General features: G+C 70.9%; 15 protein-coding genes. 5 read left to right on the top strand and 10 right to left on the bottom strand.

Annotated elements, in window-relative coordinates; translation table 11 throughout:
• Window positions 1-2: 2 nt before the first annotated feature.
• A complete protein-coding gene (locus AB0M76_RS19700) occupies window positions 3-854 on the bottom strand; it encodes a hypothetical protein (protein WP_365954050.1) in 852 nt (283 codons plus the stop codon).
• Between the two features lie 531 nt (window positions 855-1,385).
• On the opposite strand from AB0M76_RS19700, the gene sepH reads away from it, so the two are divergent.
• Window positions 1,386-2,402, top strand: coding sequence for a septation protein SepH (gene sepH / locus AB0M76_RS19695; RefSeq protein WP_365954049.1), 1,017 nt, complete (start codon window positions 1,386-1,388; stop codon window positions 2,400-2,402).
• A gap of 157 nt (window positions 2,403-2,559) precedes the next feature.
• Here sepH and AB0M76_RS19690 read toward each other — a convergent pair whose 3' ends face one another.
• On the bottom strand, window positions 2,560-3,414 hold the full coding sequence (locus AB0M76_RS19690) for a sulfurtransferase (RefSeq protein ID WP_365954048.1): 855 nt from the start codon (window positions 3,412-3,414) through the stop codon (window positions 2,560-2,562).
• A gap of 175 nt (window positions 3,415-3,589) precedes the next feature.
• Here AB0M76_RS19690 and AB0M76_RS19685 point away from each other — a divergent pair, with 175 nt between their 5' ends.
• On the top strand, window positions 3,590-4,387 hold the full coding sequence (locus AB0M76_RS19685) for a VOC family protein (RefSeq protein ID WP_365954047.1): 798 nt from the start codon (window positions 3,590-3,592) through the stop codon (window positions 4,385-4,387).
• A 32-nt stretch (window positions 4,388-4,419) separates the two neighbouring features.
• On the opposite strand, the gene AB0M76_RS19680 is transcribed toward AB0M76_RS19685, so the two are convergent.
• Window positions 4,420-4,866, bottom strand: coding sequence for a type II 3-dehydroquinate dehydratase (locus AB0M76_RS19680; protein WP_365954045.1), 447 nt, complete (start codon window positions 4,864-4,866; stop codon window positions 4,420-4,422).
• Window positions 4,867-5,330: 464 nt separating this feature from the next.
• Here AB0M76_RS19680 and AB0M76_RS19675 point away from each other — a divergent pair, with 464 nt between their 5' ends.
• Window positions 5,331-6,647, top strand: coding sequence for a LuxR C-terminal-related transcriptional regulator (locus tag AB0M76_RS19675; RefSeq protein WP_365954044.1), 1,317 nt, complete (start codon window positions 5,331-5,333; stop codon window positions 6,645-6,647).
• A 29-nt stretch (window positions 6,648-6,676) separates the two neighbouring features.
• Here AB0M76_RS19675 and AB0M76_RS19670 read toward each other — a convergent pair whose 3' ends face one another.
• The 3 genes from AB0M76_RS19670 to AB0M76_RS19660 form a co-directional block, all read right to left on the bottom strand.
• Window positions 6,677-7,537 (bottom strand): metallophosphoesterase, encoded by an 861-nt coding sequence (locus AB0M76_RS19670; protein ID WP_365954043.1) that lies wholly within the window; start codon window positions 7,535-7,537, stop codon window positions 6,677-6,679.
• Window positions 7,538-7,719: 182 nt separating this feature from the next.
• A complete protein-coding gene (locus AB0M76_RS19665; protein WP_365954042.1) occupies window positions 7,720-9,051 on the bottom strand; it encodes a cation:proton antiporter in 1,332 nt (443 codons plus the stop codon).
• 6 nt (window positions 9,052-9,057) lie between these two features.
• Window positions 9,058-9,771 (bottom strand): alpha/beta fold hydrolase, encoded by a 714-nt coding sequence (locus AB0M76_RS19660; protein ID WP_365954040.1) that lies wholly within the window; start codon window positions 9,769-9,771, stop codon window positions 9,058-9,060.
• Window positions 9,772-10,091: 320 nt separating this feature from the next.
• Here AB0M76_RS19660 and AB0M76_RS19655 point away from each other — a divergent pair, with 320 nt between their 5' ends.
• Entirely contained in the window at window positions 10,092-10,289 is a 198-nt protein-coding gene (locus tag AB0M76_RS19655; protein WP_365954039.1) for a ferredoxin, read from the top strand.
• Between the two features lie 231 nt (window positions 10,290-10,520).
• Window positions 10,521-12,161: a bifunctional 3-(3-hydroxy-phenyl)propionate/3-hydroxycinnamic acid hydroxylase gene (locus AB0M76_RS19650; protein WP_365954038.1), complete on the top strand. Its 1,641-nt coding sequence runs from the start codon at window positions 10,521-10,523 to the stop codon at window positions 12,159-12,161.
• Between the two features lie 13 nt (window positions 12,162-12,174).
• Here AB0M76_RS19650 and AB0M76_RS19645 read toward each other — a convergent pair whose 3' ends face one another.
• The 4 genes from AB0M76_RS19645 to rifK all read right to left on the bottom strand — a co-directional run bounded on the left by AB0M76_RS19645 (window position 12,175) and on the right by rifK (window position 16,093).
• On the bottom strand, window positions 12,175-13,074 hold the full coding sequence (locus AB0M76_RS19645) for an ROK family protein (protein WP_365954037.1): 900 nt from the start codon (window positions 13,072-13,074) through the stop codon (window positions 12,175-12,177).
• Between the two features lie 15 nt (window positions 13,075-13,089).
• A complete protein-coding gene (locus AB0M76_RS19640) occupies window positions 13,090-13,755 on the bottom strand; it encodes an HAD-IA family hydrolase (protein ID WP_365954036.1) in 666 nt (221 codons plus the stop codon).
• A 98-nt stretch (window positions 13,756-13,853) separates the two neighbouring features.
• A complete protein-coding gene (locus AB0M76_RS19635; RefSeq protein WP_365954035.1) occupies window positions 13,854-14,936 on the bottom strand; it encodes a Gfo/Idh/MocA family oxidoreductase in 1,083 nt (360 codons plus the stop codon).
• Window positions 14,933-16,093, bottom strand: coding sequence for a 3-amino-5-hydroxybenzoate synthase (gene rifK / locus AB0M76_RS19630; RefSeq protein WP_365954034.1), 1,161 nt, complete (start codon window positions 16,091-16,093; stop codon window positions 14,933-14,935). Before rifK ends, AB0M76_RS19635 begins: the two co-directional genes overlap by 4 nt.
• Window positions 16,094-16,105: the final 12 nt, after the last annotated feature.

The following is a 16,105-nucleotide window of genomic DNA, read 5'->3' as shown; positions in this document are numbered from 1 at the left end:
GCTCAGGGGGAGTCCTGCTGCCCCTTTCCGCTCGGAGTGGGTGTGGGCGTCGGGGCCGGGGTGGGCTTCGGGCTCGGCGTCGGCGGGCTCGGACTCGGCGCCGGGCTCCCGGAGCCCGAGTCCGGGGAGTCCGGGGACGACGGCTCGGAGCTGGGGCTCGTGCCCGGGCCCCGGCCGCCGTGCGGAGCCGAAGGGCCCGGGGAGGTCCCGGACTCCGGGGTTCCGCCGCCCTTCCCGCCGGTGCCGGGTTCCTTCCCGGGGCCGGCGGGCCGTTCGTCGTTCACCTTGCGCGTGCCGCCGGACCAGATGGTTCCGCCGCCCTGGCTGATCGCCGTACCGGAGAACGCCTCGTACGCGCCGAGGCCGCCGAGCGCGATGGCGAAGGCCGCACCCGAGGCCACCGCCGTGCGCTTCCAGCCCCGTACGCGGGTGCCGTGCACGGTGGCCTCGCCGAACTCCTCGGAGGGCGGGACCGCACGGAGCAGCAGGGTGCCGTCGGCCGCATTCTCCCCACGGGGCAGCGGGACCTGACGACACCCCCCAGGGCGGGCGCTCTCGCGCAGCCGGTCGCCGGTGCGGTTGAAGAGGTGCTGGATGACGGGGCTGCCGGCGGTGGCGACCACGCTCACCACGCCGGCGCCGAGGATGGTCCCGTAGACGCCGAGCTTCGAGGCGAGCAGGGCCGCCGCGACGGTGGCGAGGGAGGAGCCCGCGATCTGGGCCACGCTCAGATCGAGCTTCTTCTTCTCCGTCCCGCCCGTCCCCTCCGTCCCGCCCGTCCCCTCCGTCCCGCCCGTCCCGTCCGTCCCGGACCCCGGTCCGACTTCCGACGCGGCCTTCCGACCCATCCTCATCCCCTGTGTGTGCTGCCTCTCGCGACCTCTCGCGCTTCACCGCTCTCAGCAGTTACTGACCGCCGATCGAAACGGATGGTTCCGCTTCTGGGGATTCTGTGAAGCAAGACACCCGAAAACGGGCGCGGTCGCAGGTCCGGCCCGATTCAGGGCAGCCCAACTCCCGCCGTCCGCGACAAGTTCGGCGGCGCGGCGGTCCACCCAGGTGGCCCGAATGGAGTACTGTGGCGAGCCCTGGGGCCGTCCTTCCTTACGGATGTCCGGACTCGGGAGAGGGGGCCGACTGATGGAGAAACGGCACTCAAGACCGGTGATCCCGCGGCATTGCACGGATTCCTGCTGCGCACAGTAACCGTTCGGTCACTGTGTGTGCCCAACAGGTAACCGTGCCATAACGGCGATCAAGGGCGCATGCCCGACACGCCGGTTGAACTCGGCAAGGTTGTGGCAGGCTGCACCCGGGCAGGCCACACTCGACTAGCGGAAGCAGCGACGCACGTGACGTCGGCAGGCACCACCCGGGAGGTCCCCATGCCCGAACTGCGTGTCGTGGCCGTCTCAAATGACGGCACACGACTGGTGCTCAAGGCTGCGGACAGCACGGAGTACACGCTTCCGATCGACGAGCGGCTGCGGGCTGCCGTGCGCAACGACCGCGCGCGCCTGAACCAGATCGAGATCGAGGTGGAGAGCCACCTCCGCCCCCGCGACATCCAGGCCCGCATACGGGCCGGCGCCTCCGCTGAGGAGGTCGCTCAACTCGCCGGCATCCCCGTCGACCGCGTACGCCGCTTCGAGGGCCCGGTGCTGGCCGAGCGCGCGTTCATGGCGGAGCGGGCCCGCAAGACCCCCGTACGCCGTCCCGGCGAGAACACCGGACCCCAGCTCGGCGAGGCCGTGCAGGAGCGGCTCACGCTGCGCGGCGCCGAGAAGGAGTCCGTCCAGTGGGACTCCTGGCGCCGTGACGACGGCACCTGGGAGGTCCTGCTGGTCTACCGGGTCGCGGGCGAACCGCACTCGGCCAGCTGGACGTACGACCCGCCGCGCCGGCTGGTCGTGGCCGTGGACGACGAGGCCCGCTCCCTGATCGGCGAGGCGGACGACCTGCCGGCGACCCCGGAGCCGAGCTTTCCGTTCGTGCCGAGGATCGCGCGGCTGCCGCGGGACCGGCCGCTGGACCGCGCGCTCGACCGGCAGCTGGAGCGGCCTGTCGCCCCGGCTCCGGAGCCGGAGGAGGAACGGGACACGCTGACGAGCCTGCTGGAAGCGGTACCGAGCTTCCGCGGCGACCTGGTGGTCCCGGAACGCGCCGAGCCCCCGGCGGAGGAGCCGGAGGCGGAGGAGCCCCCGGCGGCGTCGGCGAGCACCGGTGCGGGTGCCGCGTACGCGGACGTCCTGATGCCGCGCACGGTGGCGGGCCACCGCGACCGCCTGACGGGCACCACGGACCGCCAGGCGGAAGCCGACGGCGTCCGCCCGGGCCGCCGCGCGGCGGTCCCGAGCTGGGACGAGATCGTCTTCGGCACCCGCCGCAAGAAACAGGAGTAGCCACCCCCGCTCGGCCGCGCCGGCGCTGCGCGAGCGGGGTCGGGCTGCGCCCGGCTTCCCGGGGCTCCGCCCCAGGCCCTCCGCCAGACTCCGTCCGGGGGTGCCCTCACGCCGCAAACGCCGGCGGGGCTGCATATTGCCGGCGGGGCTGGAGTGGCTACTGCGGGTCCGGGCCCGTGGCCACCGGGCGGGTCGGGTCCGCGGACCATTCCGACCAGCTGCCCGCGTACAGGGCGGCCGGAACCCCCGCGACCGCGAGCGCCAGCACCTCGTGCGCCCCCGAGACGCCCGAGCCGCAGTACACCCCGACCGGCGCCGCGCCCGTGACACCCAGCCCGGCGAACCTCGCCCGCAGCGCGTCCGCCGCGAGGAACCGCCCGTCCGAGCCCACGTTTTCCGCCGTCGGCGCCGACACCGCCCCCGGAATGTGCCCGCCGACCGGGTCGATCGGCTCGACCTCGCCCCGGTACCGCTCCCCCGCCCGCGCGTCCAGCAGGATCCCGCTGCGCGCGAGCGCCGCCGCGGCGTCCGCGTCCAGCAGCCCCACCGCCCCCAGGTTTGGCTTGAAATCGCCCTCCTCGACGGTCACCGCGTCAGCCGTCACCGGCCCGCCCGCCGCCGTCCACGCGGCCAGTCCCCCGTCCAGTACCCGCACGTCCGTATGACCCGTCCAGCGCAACAGCCACCACGCCCGGGCGGCGGCCCACCCCTGACCCCCGTCGTACACGACCACCGGCATGTCGGCCAAGACCCCGGCCCTGCGCATCACCGCCCCGAACTCCTCCGGCTGCGGCAGTGGGTGCCGGCCGCCCGCCCCCGCCGGACCTGCCAGTTCGCGGTCGAGGTCCACGTACACCGCGCCCGGCAGGTGCCCGGCCTCGTACTCGGACCGCAGGTTCGGGCCGCCCAGCTGCCAGCGGACGTCCAGCAGCACCGGCGGCCGGGACCGAGCCGACTCGGCCATCAGTTCGGGGACGGAAACGATCACAGAGGGTGCAGAGTTCGCAGTCATGCGGCCCATCTTCCTCTCCGCTCCACAGCCCGTGTAACAAGCCCGACATCGACAGGCCGCACCGATTCGGTCATCTCTCCCCGCTCCGGCGAAACCCGGCCGGTCGGGGCGCGCCGGACACGCCGGAGTGGAAGCATCTGGTCCGGGATGAGCGACGACGGAGGAGACGGCTGACATGACCGAGGCACCGGAAGCAACGCGGCGCCCGCCCGGCACACCGTGCTGGTCGAGTCTGATGGTGCACGGCCTCGGGACCACCGAGGCCTTCTACACCGACCTGTTCGGCTGGGAGTACGAGCCCGGCCCCCAGCCCTTCGGCCCGTACGTCCGCGCCCTGCTCGACGGCCAGGAGGTGGCCGGTATCGGGGAGATGCCGCCGGACCGGCATCTTCCGGTGGCCTGGACGACGTACTTCGCCACCGACGACGCGGACTCGACGGCCGAGACGATCCGCTCCTGCGGCGGCACGGTGGCGGTGGGCCCGCTGGACGCGGGGGCCGCGGGACGCCTGGCGATCTGCTCCGACCCGCTGGGGGCGATCTTCGGCCTCTGGCAGGCCGAGGAGCAGATCGGGACCCAGCAGCCCGGGGTCCCCGGCACGCCGGTCTGGAGCGAGCTGGTCACGCAGGACACGTCGACCGTCGGCAAGTTCTACGAGCACGTCTTCGGCCACGAGGCCGAGACGCACGGCACGGCCTCCGCCGACTTCGACTACGTGACGCTGCTGCTGGACGGGCGCCCGGTCGCCGCCGTGCACGGGGTCGGGCGCTCGCTCCCGCACGACCGGGGCCCGCACTGGATGACGTACTTCGAGGTCGAGGACGCCGACACGGCCACGGCCCGGGTCCACCGGCTCGGCGGACGCGTCGTCCAGCCGCCCCGTGAGGGGCTGGCCGGCAGGGTGGCCACGGTCACGGATCCGGAGGGCGCGGTGTTCACCCTCCTGGAGTCGCGTCCCGGCAACGGCCACTGACCGGCGGTCCTCGCCGGCCCTCGCCGTGATGGCTACGAGGGCTTGGCCTCGGACAGGTGCATCAGCGCCTGGGCGGCCAGGCGGTAGCCGAAAGCACCCAGGCCGACCACGACACCGCTCGCCAGGGGGGCGATCACTGACTCGTGCCGGAACTGTTCGCGGGCCCACACGTTGCTGAGGTGCACCTCGACCCACGGCGGTGAATAGCTCGCCAGCGCGTCACGCAGACTCCATCCGGCAATCATCAGGGCACCGGGATTGACGATCGCCCCGACCGTGGTGCCGGAATGCCTGTGAATGGCGCCGACGAGGTCGCCTTCCGAATCGTGCTGGACGGAGCGAACCTCCCACCCCTTGACGCTCACTTCCCGGGCGACCGCCGCTTCGATGTCGGCGAGCGTATCCGTGCCGTATATCTCCGGCTCGCGTCGCCCCAGAATGCCCAGGTTGGGACCGTTCAAGAGAAGAACGACACTCAAGGGGACACCTCGTTATTCATTCCACCGGAGAGTTCCGGAACACCTCCATACTGTCGACGCCCTTCTCGGTGCGCCATCATCAGAATTGATAGTCCGTCGGGCAGCCACGTGATCGTCGTCCTGGCGGGCCGTGCTTCCACCTGGCGCCCACCGGGCCGGCCCTCGCCGAGGGCCTCGGCAAGAGGACCGCTGGGGACCGGCTCGATGCCGCGCGTGTCCGGTGCGAGGGCGATCCGGCGGGCGGCGGACGCGAGACCCCGTGGTGGGCGGCAGCCTCCCGTTCGGCGAGGCTGCCCGGCCCTCGCGAAGCGAACTTCGCCCTTCCGGCAGCTGTCTTGATCTGCACTTGAGCCCGGCTGGAACACCCCGGCCCTGTGGAGCCCGGTGCTGAATCATGACTGGCACGTCCACCGCCACCACTCGGACGAAGCGGCGCGACTGATGATCCGATGACAGGAGATGTGATGCTCGACTCTCTGATTCGCCTGCAGACGCCCCCGGTATTTTCCGTCATGCGCACCTGCGACGGCAACTCCTGCGAGACGGTCAGGTTGTCCGAGCTCTCGTTTTCCGCCTGGTCGCGCGGCGAACTCGTCGAGGCAATTCGCCTGGCGGGCGCAGCCGCCCGGATCAACCCTGAATGCGCGGGCAATTGCGTGGGGCCGGCCATGGTCTGGCATTCCGTACTGCTCGTCCGGGTCCGCGAACTCGCCTCCGGGGCGCGTGTACTCGCCGGCGTGGAGGAGCTGACGGCCCGCGCTGCGGAAACCGGCGGACTGGTGGCGGCTGCGCTGATCTGTTCGGCAGAACTCGCGTTCACCCGGGGAGATGTCGACTCCGCTGCCGATCTGGCGGGCCGGGGCGTCCACAGGGCGCAGCAGGCCGACCTCAACTCCCTGCTTCCGGACGCGCACACCATGTTGGCGCTGAGCGCTCTCCGGCAGGGCAACATGAGCGTGAGCCTGGACTTCGTCGATCAGCTGCGGCAGGACGCCCTTCTCGGCCGGACGGTCGACAGGCCCAGTCAGTGCGCCTGGGCCGCGGCCCAGTTCCTGGAAGTGCAGGGTGGCGCGAAGAGTGCTGCTCATCTCATCGCGGGCATCATCACGGACGACCAGCTCATCCTGGAGCTCCTGGCCTCGCAGCCGGCCGCTGCCGCCTGGCTCGTGCGGACCGCGAGGAAGCTGGGCGACGAATCCCTCGCCGCGCGGGTGGCCTGCGAGGCTTCCGGACTCGCCGCGCGCAACTGCGGGCTCCGGTCGATAGAAGCGGCAGCGGTACACGCCGACGGGCTGCTCGAAGAGAATCCCGAACGGGTCATCGCTGCGGCCGAATCGCATCTGGACCTGTGGGCCGGCGCGTCCGCCTACGAAGATGCCGGGACTCTCCTGTCCGAACTGGACCATGAGCGGGATCGGGCCGTCGAGATCCTCGAACGGGCGGTGGAGGGGTATGCGCATTCCGCGGCCCCGCGAGATGCCCGCAGGGTCGTGAGCAAGCTCCGCTCGCTCGGTGTGCGACGCGGCCGCTATCCGCAGTACGCCGGCCAGGACGGTGTGAGCGCCGGCTCTCTCACCGTCACCGAGGCTGCGGTGGCCGAGTTGGTGAGCCAGGGGTTCACCAACTCCCAGGTCGGCGAGCACCTGTTCATCTCCGGTCACACCGTGGCGTTCCATCTGAAGAAGATCTTCCGCAAGATGAACGTGGCTTCTCGTGTGGAACTGACGCGGACGTGGAGCCGTATTTCGAGTCCGGCTCCTGAGCTCGCACAGGTCGGCTGACGTCCGGCGGTGCTCACCCGGTCACCCGGTCACCCGGCCTCAACGGGCAGTATCCGGCGCAGCCTTCCCGGTGGATCCTGGCGCGTGCGCCACTCGCGGGGATATCCCACGGACACCTCTTCGAAGCGGACTCCCTCGTGGTACGTGGTCCGCGGGATGTGGAGATGGCCGTAGACCATGGCGGCCACGTTGAACCTGCGGTGCCAGTCGGCGGTCAGCCGGGTGCCGCACCACATGGCGAACTCCGGGTACCACAGGACGTCCGTCGGGTGCCGGTCGAGCGGGTAGTGGTTGACGAGGACGGTGGGCAGGCCGTCGGGGAGTTCGGCGAGCCTGCGCTCGGTCTCGGCGACCCGGGCCCGGCACCAGGCCTCGCGGCTCGGGTAGGGGTCGGGGTGCAGGACGTACTCGTCGTTGCAGATGACTCCGGTGCTGTGCGCGTAGGCCAGCCCCTCCTCCTTGGTGGTGCAATCGGCCGGCAGGAAGGAGTAGTCGTACAGCAGGAACAGCGGCGCCACGGCCACGGGGCCGTCCGGCCCCTCCCAGATCGGGTAGGGGTCCTCGGGCGTGGTGACGCCCAGTTCGCGGCACAGCTCGACCAGGTACTCGTACCGGGCGACACCGCGCAGGGTGAGGGTGTCGCTCGGGTGGGTCCACAGCTCGTGGTTGCCCGGGACCCAGACGACCTTGCGGAAACGGCTCGCGAGGGTTTTCAGGCACCAGCGGATGTCAGCCACGTTCTCCGACACGTCCCCGGCGACCAGCAGCCAGTCGTCCTCCGAGCCGGGTCTCATCCGCTCGACCAGGGCACGGTTCTCGGCGTGGCTGAGGTGGAGGTCGCTGATGGCCAGCAACTGTCCCTTGCCCGTACCGCCGGCCATCCCGGTCATCCCTCGTCCCCTTCGGTGCACACGACGGGTGCCAGGAGGGACCTCTCCGCCTGCTTCGCGCACGCAGCTGTCCGCGAGGGGGCGGAGGCCGCGTGCGGCGGCGAACTGGAAGTCATGCCTCTCTCCTCCTGGCACTCGTCGAGTGCCAGTCAGGCCCTCCGCTCGAGGGCGACGACAAATCCTCAGACGGTGGCGGGCGGTTGCGACGCGAGGTCGCGCGGCTTGCCTGCGCCCATACCCAATTCCGTCTCGGCGTTCTCCTCGACCCTGGCCATGGCGGCGCGCAGGATGGGCGGCGCCATGAGCGAGGTCACGATCGCGACGAGGATGATGATGGTGTACGTCTCGGGGCCGAGGATGCCGAGCCGCAGCCCGACCATCGCCACGATCACCTCGATCACCCCGCGGGAGTTCATGCCGGCTCCGAGCGCGAGGGCCTCCCAGCGGTTGAGCCCGCTCACCTTCGCGCCGATGTAGGCACCCACGAACTTGCCGAGGATGGCGACGGCGAGCACCGCGCATGCAGCGGCCAGAACGGCGGGCCTGGTCAGCGCGGTCAGGTCCATCCGCAGGCCGGCCGTGGCGAAGTAGATCGGGGCGAGGAAGGCCAGCACGGTCGTCCGCAGCGGGGCCAGCTTCTCCCGGTCCAGCTCGCCGCAGGTGCTGACCAGCACGCCGCACACGAAGGCGCCGAAGACCGCCTCCAGTCCCAGCGCGTGCGTCGCCGCCGAGCCCAGCAGGACGATCAGCGCCGCCACCGCAACGGTCGGGCCGGCGTCCGGGGACCTGTTGGCCGCCCGCAGCGCGATCTTCACCACGGGGCGCCCCACCAGCACGGCGAACAGCACGACGCCTATGGGGTACAGCAGCGAAGTGGCGATCTTCCCGGTGGTCAGCCCGGCCGTTGCCATCGCCGAGACGATGGAGAGCAGGAACCAGCCGATGACGTCGTCGATCACACCGGAGGCGAGCGTCAGTTGTCCGATGTCGCGGTGGAGGAGGTTCATGTCCATCAGCGTCTTGGCGATCACCGGGATCGCGCTGACGCACAGGGCCACCCCGAGGAACAGGGCGAAGACCGTCGGGTCGGTGTCGCCCGGCAGGAGCGAGGCGGGCAGCAGGAGGCCCGTGCCGACGCCGAGAACCAGGGGCAGGATCAGACCGGCGAGACTGACCCGCATCGCGGTGGCCCCGCGCCGTTTGACGAGGTCGAACTTCAGCTCCATGCCGGTGACACCGACGAGCAGCAGAACACCCAGCTGACCCACCGCATCGAGGAGGTGCATCTGGCCGGGCTGCTTCGGCAGCAGCCAGTCGGCGAAATCGGGCAGCACGTGGCTGAGGACCGAAGGACCGAGAAGCACTCCGGCGAACAACTCTCCGACGATGGCAGGCATCTTGAACCATGCGGCCAGCTGCCCGAGGGTGATGGCCAGGAGAAGGAGGAGCGCCAGCTGGAGAAGGAGCACCAGCAGCGAGTGGTGGGCGATGGTGGGTACGGGTACGGAGCTCATCTCACATCACCTCGGCTCGGGCCAACCGGGCGTCAGGACGCTCTCGCGGAGCAGTCTCTCCGTCAGCAGTTCGATCACGTCTGCGCTCTGGTCGGTGAGGAAGAAGTGGCCTCCCGGGAACACCCGGAGCTCAGTCGGCCCGGTGGTGTGCGCTTCCCAGGACGCCGCTTCGTCGATCGAGACCCGGGGGTCGCTGTCTCCGGTGAGCACCGTCACCGGGCAGTCCAGCTTCCGTCCGGGTTCGTACTGGTACGTCTCGACAGCACGGTAGTCGCTGCGGATGGCCGGCATGATCATTTCCAGCAGTTCCGGGTCGGCCAGCATGGCCGTGTCGGTTCCGCTCAACTTGCGGAGCTCGGCCACCATCTGTGCGTCCGACCCCAGGTGGACCACGTCGTCGCGGTGGCGGGAGGGGGCCCGCCGGCCGGACGCGAAGAACCGCACGGGCGAGGGGAGGCCGGCGTCCTGCATGCGCAGCGCGAGCTCGTAGGCGAGAACCGCGCCCATACTGTGCCCGAACAACGCCAGGGGCATATCGTCGAGGTGGCGCACGGCCGCGAAGATCTGGTCCGCCAGGTCGGGGATGCTGGGGATGTTCGGCTCGTGGCGTCGGTCCTGCCGCCCCGGGTACTGAATCGCCAGCACCTCCACCGCAGGCGCGAGCTCCTTGGACACGGGGAAATAGAAGCTCGCCGATCCGCCTGCGTGCGGCAGGCACATGAGGCGGACTTTGCTGTTCGGCGCCGGATGAGATCGGCGGACCCATTTTTCGAATTGCTCCGCTGACTGAGGCACGGCAATAAATTCCTTTCAGGAATCACCCTTGGCACACTGCTGCCCCACCGCGGGTCGACCAACGATCGATGGCGGGAACCGTGCCGATCCCGAGACTTGTATCTTCGTTCAGGAGGGTAGGACAGGTGCGACCGGCCGGACATCCCTCGATCTGATAGCTCGTCCGAAAAATGCTGCGCTCCGCTTCGAAGACATCCGGACATGTGTCAGTCTGTGGTTTCCGGAACGCGCAGGAGGCAATCACCATGAAGATCATCGCAGACGTCGACAAGTGCATCGGTGCAGGTCAATGCGTGTTCACCGAGCCTGAAATGTTCGACCAGAGCGAGCATGACGGCACGGTCATCGTGCTGAATGCCGAACCCGAGAGTGAACTCCTCGCACAGAAGGCCCGTGAGGCGTCCTACGTCTGCCCGGGCCGGGCCATCTCGCTGGTGGAATGAGCCGAGCGGGCCCGGTTAGCGCAGAAATCGCCGCCTGAACATCCCTCAACCTGATAGGGTTTCCTGCTCCTTGACACGCATCAAAAAGCCGGAATACCATTCTGACAATTTTCCGGCGTGGCGGAATTCAGCCCTTCAAACAGCGCGGACCTGTGAAGTCTTCCTCGACGCCGTTTTTCGAAGTGCGCGCTGATCTGCCCACAGCATGCGAGTAGGGGCACGATGCCAACCATGCGAACGCACGATACGCACCCGAATCCGACGGACACCGACGTCGTCATCGTGGGCAACGGGCCGATCGGTGCCGCACTCTCGGTGCTGCTCGCCCGGCGCGGCTGGCGGGTGACCGTACTCGAGCGCCGCGCCCGGCCGTACCGGCTTCCCCGGGCGACCAGCTTCGACGGGGAGACCGCGCGGCTCCTGGCGGCCACCGGGATCGGCCCGGATCTGGGCCGGGTCACCGAGCCGGCCAACGGCTACCAGTGGCAGACCCCCTCCGGCGCGGCGCTGCTGGACATCGAGTTCACCACGGCCGGTCCCTACGGCTGGCCGGACGCCAACACGATGCACCAGCCGGCCCTGGAGGAGCTGATCGCCGCCAGGGCAGCGGCACTTCCCGGTATCACGGTGCTGCGCGGGCACGAGGTCGTGAAGATCGCCGACGGCGAGGAACGGGTTGAGGTGACGGCGGCCACCGACGACGACGCGACACGCGTCCTCTCCGCACGGTGGGTCGTGGGGTGCGACGGAGCCAACAGTTTCGTGCGCGACCACCTCGACGTCTCGGTGACGGACCTCGGGTTCTCCTACGAGTGGCTGCTCTGCGACGTCGAACTGCGCCGGCCGCGCGAGTTCACCCCCACCAACGTGCAGATCTGTGATCCGGCCAGGCCCACGACCGTGGTGGCCAGCGGCCCCGGGCGCCGACGCTGGGAGTTCATGCGCCTGCCCGGCGAGAGCACCGCCGAGCTCAACCGGGACGAGACGGCCTGGCGGCTGCTGGCGCCGTTCGGCGTCACCCCCGACACGGCCACCCTGCTGCGCAGCACCACGTACATCTTCCAGGCCCGTTGGGCCGACCAGTGGCGCGTGGGCCGTGTCCTGCTGGCCGGAGACGCGGCCCATCTCATGCCGCCCTTCGCCGGGCAGGGCATGTGCTCCGGCATCCGGGACGCCGTCAACCTGGCGTGGAAGCTGGACCTGACGCTCCGCGGCCTCGCGGACGAGTCCGTACTGGACAGCTACACGGAGGAACGCCGGGCGCAGGCCAAGGAGGCGATCCTGGCGTCGGTCCAGCTGGGCCGGGTGATCTGTGTGACGGACCCGGCGGCGGCCGCCGACCGGGATGCCACGGTGCTGGCCAACCGGCGCGGCAAGCCGGCGGGGCGGCCGGAGCCGGCGAAGGCGCTCTCGGGCGGGCTGCTGCACCGGCCGGCCGGAGCGGAGGCGGCCGAGGCGCCCGCGGGTGCCGTCGTACCGCAGGGACGCGTGGCGCGCCAGGGCTCCGTTGGGCTGTTCGACGATGTCGTCGGCCGTGGTTTCGTCCTGCTGACCACCGACGATCCGCACACCCTGCTCGACGAGGAGCGGCTGTCCTTCCTCGCCGGCCTCGGGGCCCACGTGGTGCGGCTGCTGCCGCCCGGACAGGCATCCGACGGGCACGGCTCGGCCGATGCGATCGGCGTGGTGGATACGGACGAGGTCTACGGGCCGTATCTGGCGCGGTTCGGGGCGAGTTCGCTGCTCGTCCGTCCGGACTACCACGTCTTCGGTGCCGCGAGCGGCCCGGACGGCACCGAAGCGCTGGTCGACGACCTGCGGGACCAGTTGCGCGCCGCGGTGCCGGCCGGTGCACCGCACCGGGCCGGCTGACGGTCGTACGCGGTCAGGGCGCGGCCAGGCGGGCGAGCGCCACCGCGCCGCGCAACGAGGAAAGGCCCCCCAGCGCTGCCGGCTCCACCGGCAGCGGGGGTTGGCCCGGGCGGGCCAGCTCGGCGAGGTGATCGGACACCAGCCCGACGAGCTCGGGGAGGCCGGCCGCGAAGCCGCCGCCGATCAGGGCGAGCCGGGGATGGACCAGTTCCTGGACGTCGGCCACCGCGGCGGCCAGGGCCCGGGAGGTCTCCTCGACTGCGGTGACCGCCCACGGCGCCCCTTCGCGCAGCGCCCGCCGCAGTTCCTCGAAGGGGACGGGCGCTCCCCGCACAAGGGCCGCGCGGCCCAGGGTGGCCGGTCCGGAGGCGACCGCCTGGAGGCATCCCCGGCGGCCGCAGACGCACTGCGCACCGCCCATCGCGACGATCACGTGTCCGATCTCGAAGGAGCCGCGGCCGAGCCCGGGGCACAGCGCCCCTTGCAGGACGAGGCCGCCGCCGATGCCGGTGCCCACCCCGAGGTAGAGCAGGTCGTCGCAGCCCGACGCCTGGGCTTCCGCGAGGGCACCGAGGTCGCCGTCGTCCGCCCAGGCGACGGCTGCTTCGGGGAACAGCGCGCGCAGCGACGCGTCCAGGTCGAGCCCGTTCCACTCCGGCCGGCTGGGCCAGGCGGTGACCCGGCCGGCCGGGTCGACCGTGCCGGGCATCGCGACGCCCACCGCGCGGAGCGGTACTCCGAGTCTCGCCCGCAGTTGCTCCACATGGTGGGCGAGTTGGGCGAGGTCCCGGTCGGCGCTGTGCCGCGGGCCCCACCGGAAGGCGGACTCCTCGACGCACTCCGCGCCGGCCTCCACCCGGAAGGCGACCTTGGTGCCCCCGATGTCGACACCGAGGTGATGTGCCTTCTCCATGCCCTTGGACGACCCTCAGCCGCGGGGCACGGAGGGGCACAGCGCCAGCAGTTCGGCCGGGCGGTGCAGGACGGCGCCCGGCAGAGCGCCCAGCAGTGCGTCCTCGTCGTCCACCTCGGCCCACAGCGCGGCGGCCGAGGCCACACCGGCGCCGTGGGCGCTGGCGATGTCGGTCGGTGCGTCACCGATCATGATCGCCTCCTCGGCCGGCAGCCCCAGCAGCTCGAGAGCGCGCACGACGATGTCCGGGGCGGGCTTCGGGTGGGCGACCTCGTCCGAGCCGATCACGTGGTCGAAGAAGGGGAGCAGGCCCAGCTGTTCGAGCAGGGACCGCGCCCGCGGCCCGCTCTTGCCGGTGGCCACTGCGAGCTTGTACCCACGCGTCCGCAGGGTCAGCAGCAGCTCGGCCATGCCCTCGAAGACCGGCACCTGGTGCGCGAGCCGGTAGCTCTCGCGGACGAAGGGCTCCTCCATCTCCAGCGGGAGGCTCATGATCCGCATGATGTCCGGGAAGTAGCGCCCCTGGTGGCGTCGGTACTCATCGAACGGCGCCTGGCCCTCCCCCACGACCTCCTTGTAGGCGATGGCGAAAGCCTCTTCCATCACCGCGAAGCTGTCGACGATGACCCCGTCCAGGTCGAAGATCACGGCGCGCCTGACCGACGGGCGCGTCTGTGTCACCGTCGCTGATGTCCCTGCCATTGAAACTGTCACGTCATGCCATCCCGTACGTCTGCTCGTTGTCTTGGAACCGTGGTTCCACTGGTCTTCCGCGCCGTCTACCGGTAGGCGGGCACGGCATTCCGGGCGCGCACGGAGCGGGCCGACGCGTAGAAGTCCTCGATGACGCGGACCGTCGTACGGGCCTCGCCGATGGCCCTGCCGCGGTTGCCCGGATCCCCCAGGACTCCGGCGAGGCGGCACAGCTGGCGCCGGTACTCGTTGCCGATCGGCTCGTCCGGCACCGGGACCGACGTGGTGGTGCCTTCACGGGTCAGCGTCAGCACCGACCGGGGCTGGCGGTTGGGGCTGAAGCCGAAGGTGCACCTCAGCTCGGCGGTTCCCTCGCTGCCCACCACCTGGATCTGGGACACGTCCCGTGCCTCGTGCGACGCCCAGCTGGCGTGCAGGGCGACGGAGACGCCGTCGTCGCGGACGAAGAAGCCCCGGGCGGTGTCCTCGACGTCACCGGCGGTGTCGGCGACAGGCTGGTCGTGCCGCCATGCCGCGCTCCAGGAACCGACGTTGACGAAGTCGTTCGCCGTCACGCCGACGACCTCTGCGAAGCGGGCCGGACCGAGCAGGGAGGCGAGCGTGTCGAGCAGGTGCCATCCGAGGTCGAACAGCACACCGCCGCCGGCCTTGCTGCGCTGGGTGAACCAGCCGCCGGCCTTGGGAATCCCGCGCGCCCGGACCCAGGACAGGTCGACGTGCCGGATGTGGCCCAGGTCGGGCACCAGGCTCGCCAGGGCTCCCACATCGCTGCGGTAGGGGGCTGCGCTGCCTGCCAGCAGCATGGCACCGCCGCTGCGTTCGGCGGCTGCCAGCATGTCGGCCTCGGCGGAGGTCAGGCACACCGGCTTCTCGAGGAAGACGGAGATTCCCTTGCCGAGCAGGGCCGCGGCCACCTCGGCATGCAGGAAGTTGGGTACGGCGACCACGGCGAGGTCGACCGACTGGGCGGTGAGCGCGTCCACCGTCGCGTGGACGGGAATGCCCGCCACCACGCCGAACGCCTCACGCGCCGCCGGTTCGCTGTCGGCGACGGCCACCACTTCGAAGTCGCCGTGCTCGCTCAGCAGGGGGAGCCACAGCTCACGCCCCGCCCAGCCGAGCCCGACGATGGCCACCCTGACGCTCATACGGCGCTCACAGCGTCGGCGATGATCGCGGCCGTACGGTGCATGTCCTCTTCGGACGCGAGCAGCGTGCGGTGGTGCAGCCAGATGCAGTCCTGGCTGATGGCCTCGGAGTTGGGGCAGCGCTCGGCGAGCTCGTCCGGGGTGGCGTCGGGTGCGCCGATCTCCCAGAAGGCGTCGGTGCGGTAGATCGCGCGGAAACCGGCGAACGCCGGCAGGCCGGCCTCCACCAGCCGGTCGACGAGAGCGTTGCGGTTCTCCTCGCCGATGCCGGGCACCCGGAACATCGCCATGTAGTGCGAGGGGACGTCGGTGCGCTCGTCGCCTCGCTGCGGGACCACCCCGTCGATCGACTCGAGCAGCTTGGACAGCACGGCCCAGCGCTCGTGACGCGTGGCGATCTGCCCGTCCAGGCGGCGCAGCTGCGCGCGCAGCACCGAGGCGGAGAACTCGTTGAGCCGCAGGTTGGAGCCGGCGATCGAGTGGAGGTACCGGCGGTCGGTGCGGGGCCGTCCGCAGCTGTGCCGCAGGAACGCGGTCTCGTACAGCTCCGAGTCCGGGAACAGTACGGCGCCGCCCTCGCCGGCGGTCATCAGCTTGCCGTTCTGGAAGCTGAACGCGGCGACCGAGCCGAGCTCGCCGACCCGCTTGCCCTGCCAACGCGCGCCGTGGGCGTGCGCGGCGTCCTGAAGCAGCGGGACGCCCGTGTCGGCGGAGAGCTTGGCCAGTGCGTCCATGTCCGCCAGGAAGCCGGCCATGTGCACCGGCATGATCGCCCGGGTCCGCGAGGTCACGGCGGCGGCGGCCGCCGCCACGTCGATGGAGTAGGTGTTCTCGTCGACGTCAACCGGTACGGCGACCGCGCCGAGCCGCTGCGCCGCCTGGGAGGACGAGATGAAGGTGAAGGCCGGGACGATGACTTCGGTGCCCGGCCCGACGCCCATGACCTGCAGGGCGAGTTCGAGGGCGTGGGTTCCGTTCGTGACCGCGAGGGCGTGGGCGCCGCCGTGGTGCTCGGCGAACTCCTGCTCGAAGGAGTCGACTTCGCTTCCGCCCATCCGCCACCACTGGCCCTGCTCGAGTGCGCGGATGAGTCCTTCCCGCTCATCCTCGTCATACTGAGGCCACTGGGGGAATTCCGGCGCCTGTCGCACGTTCATGTTTCTCCAAGG

Origin of the sequence: Streptomyces sp. NPDC051364 (assembly GCF_040682115.1) — a bacterium.
Lineage (GTDB): Bacteria > Actinomycetota > Actinomycetes > Streptomycetales > Streptomycetaceae > Streptomyces.
The sequence above is the reverse complement of the archived record's forward strand: the minus strand, read 5'-3'. Positions and strand labels throughout refer to the sequence as shown.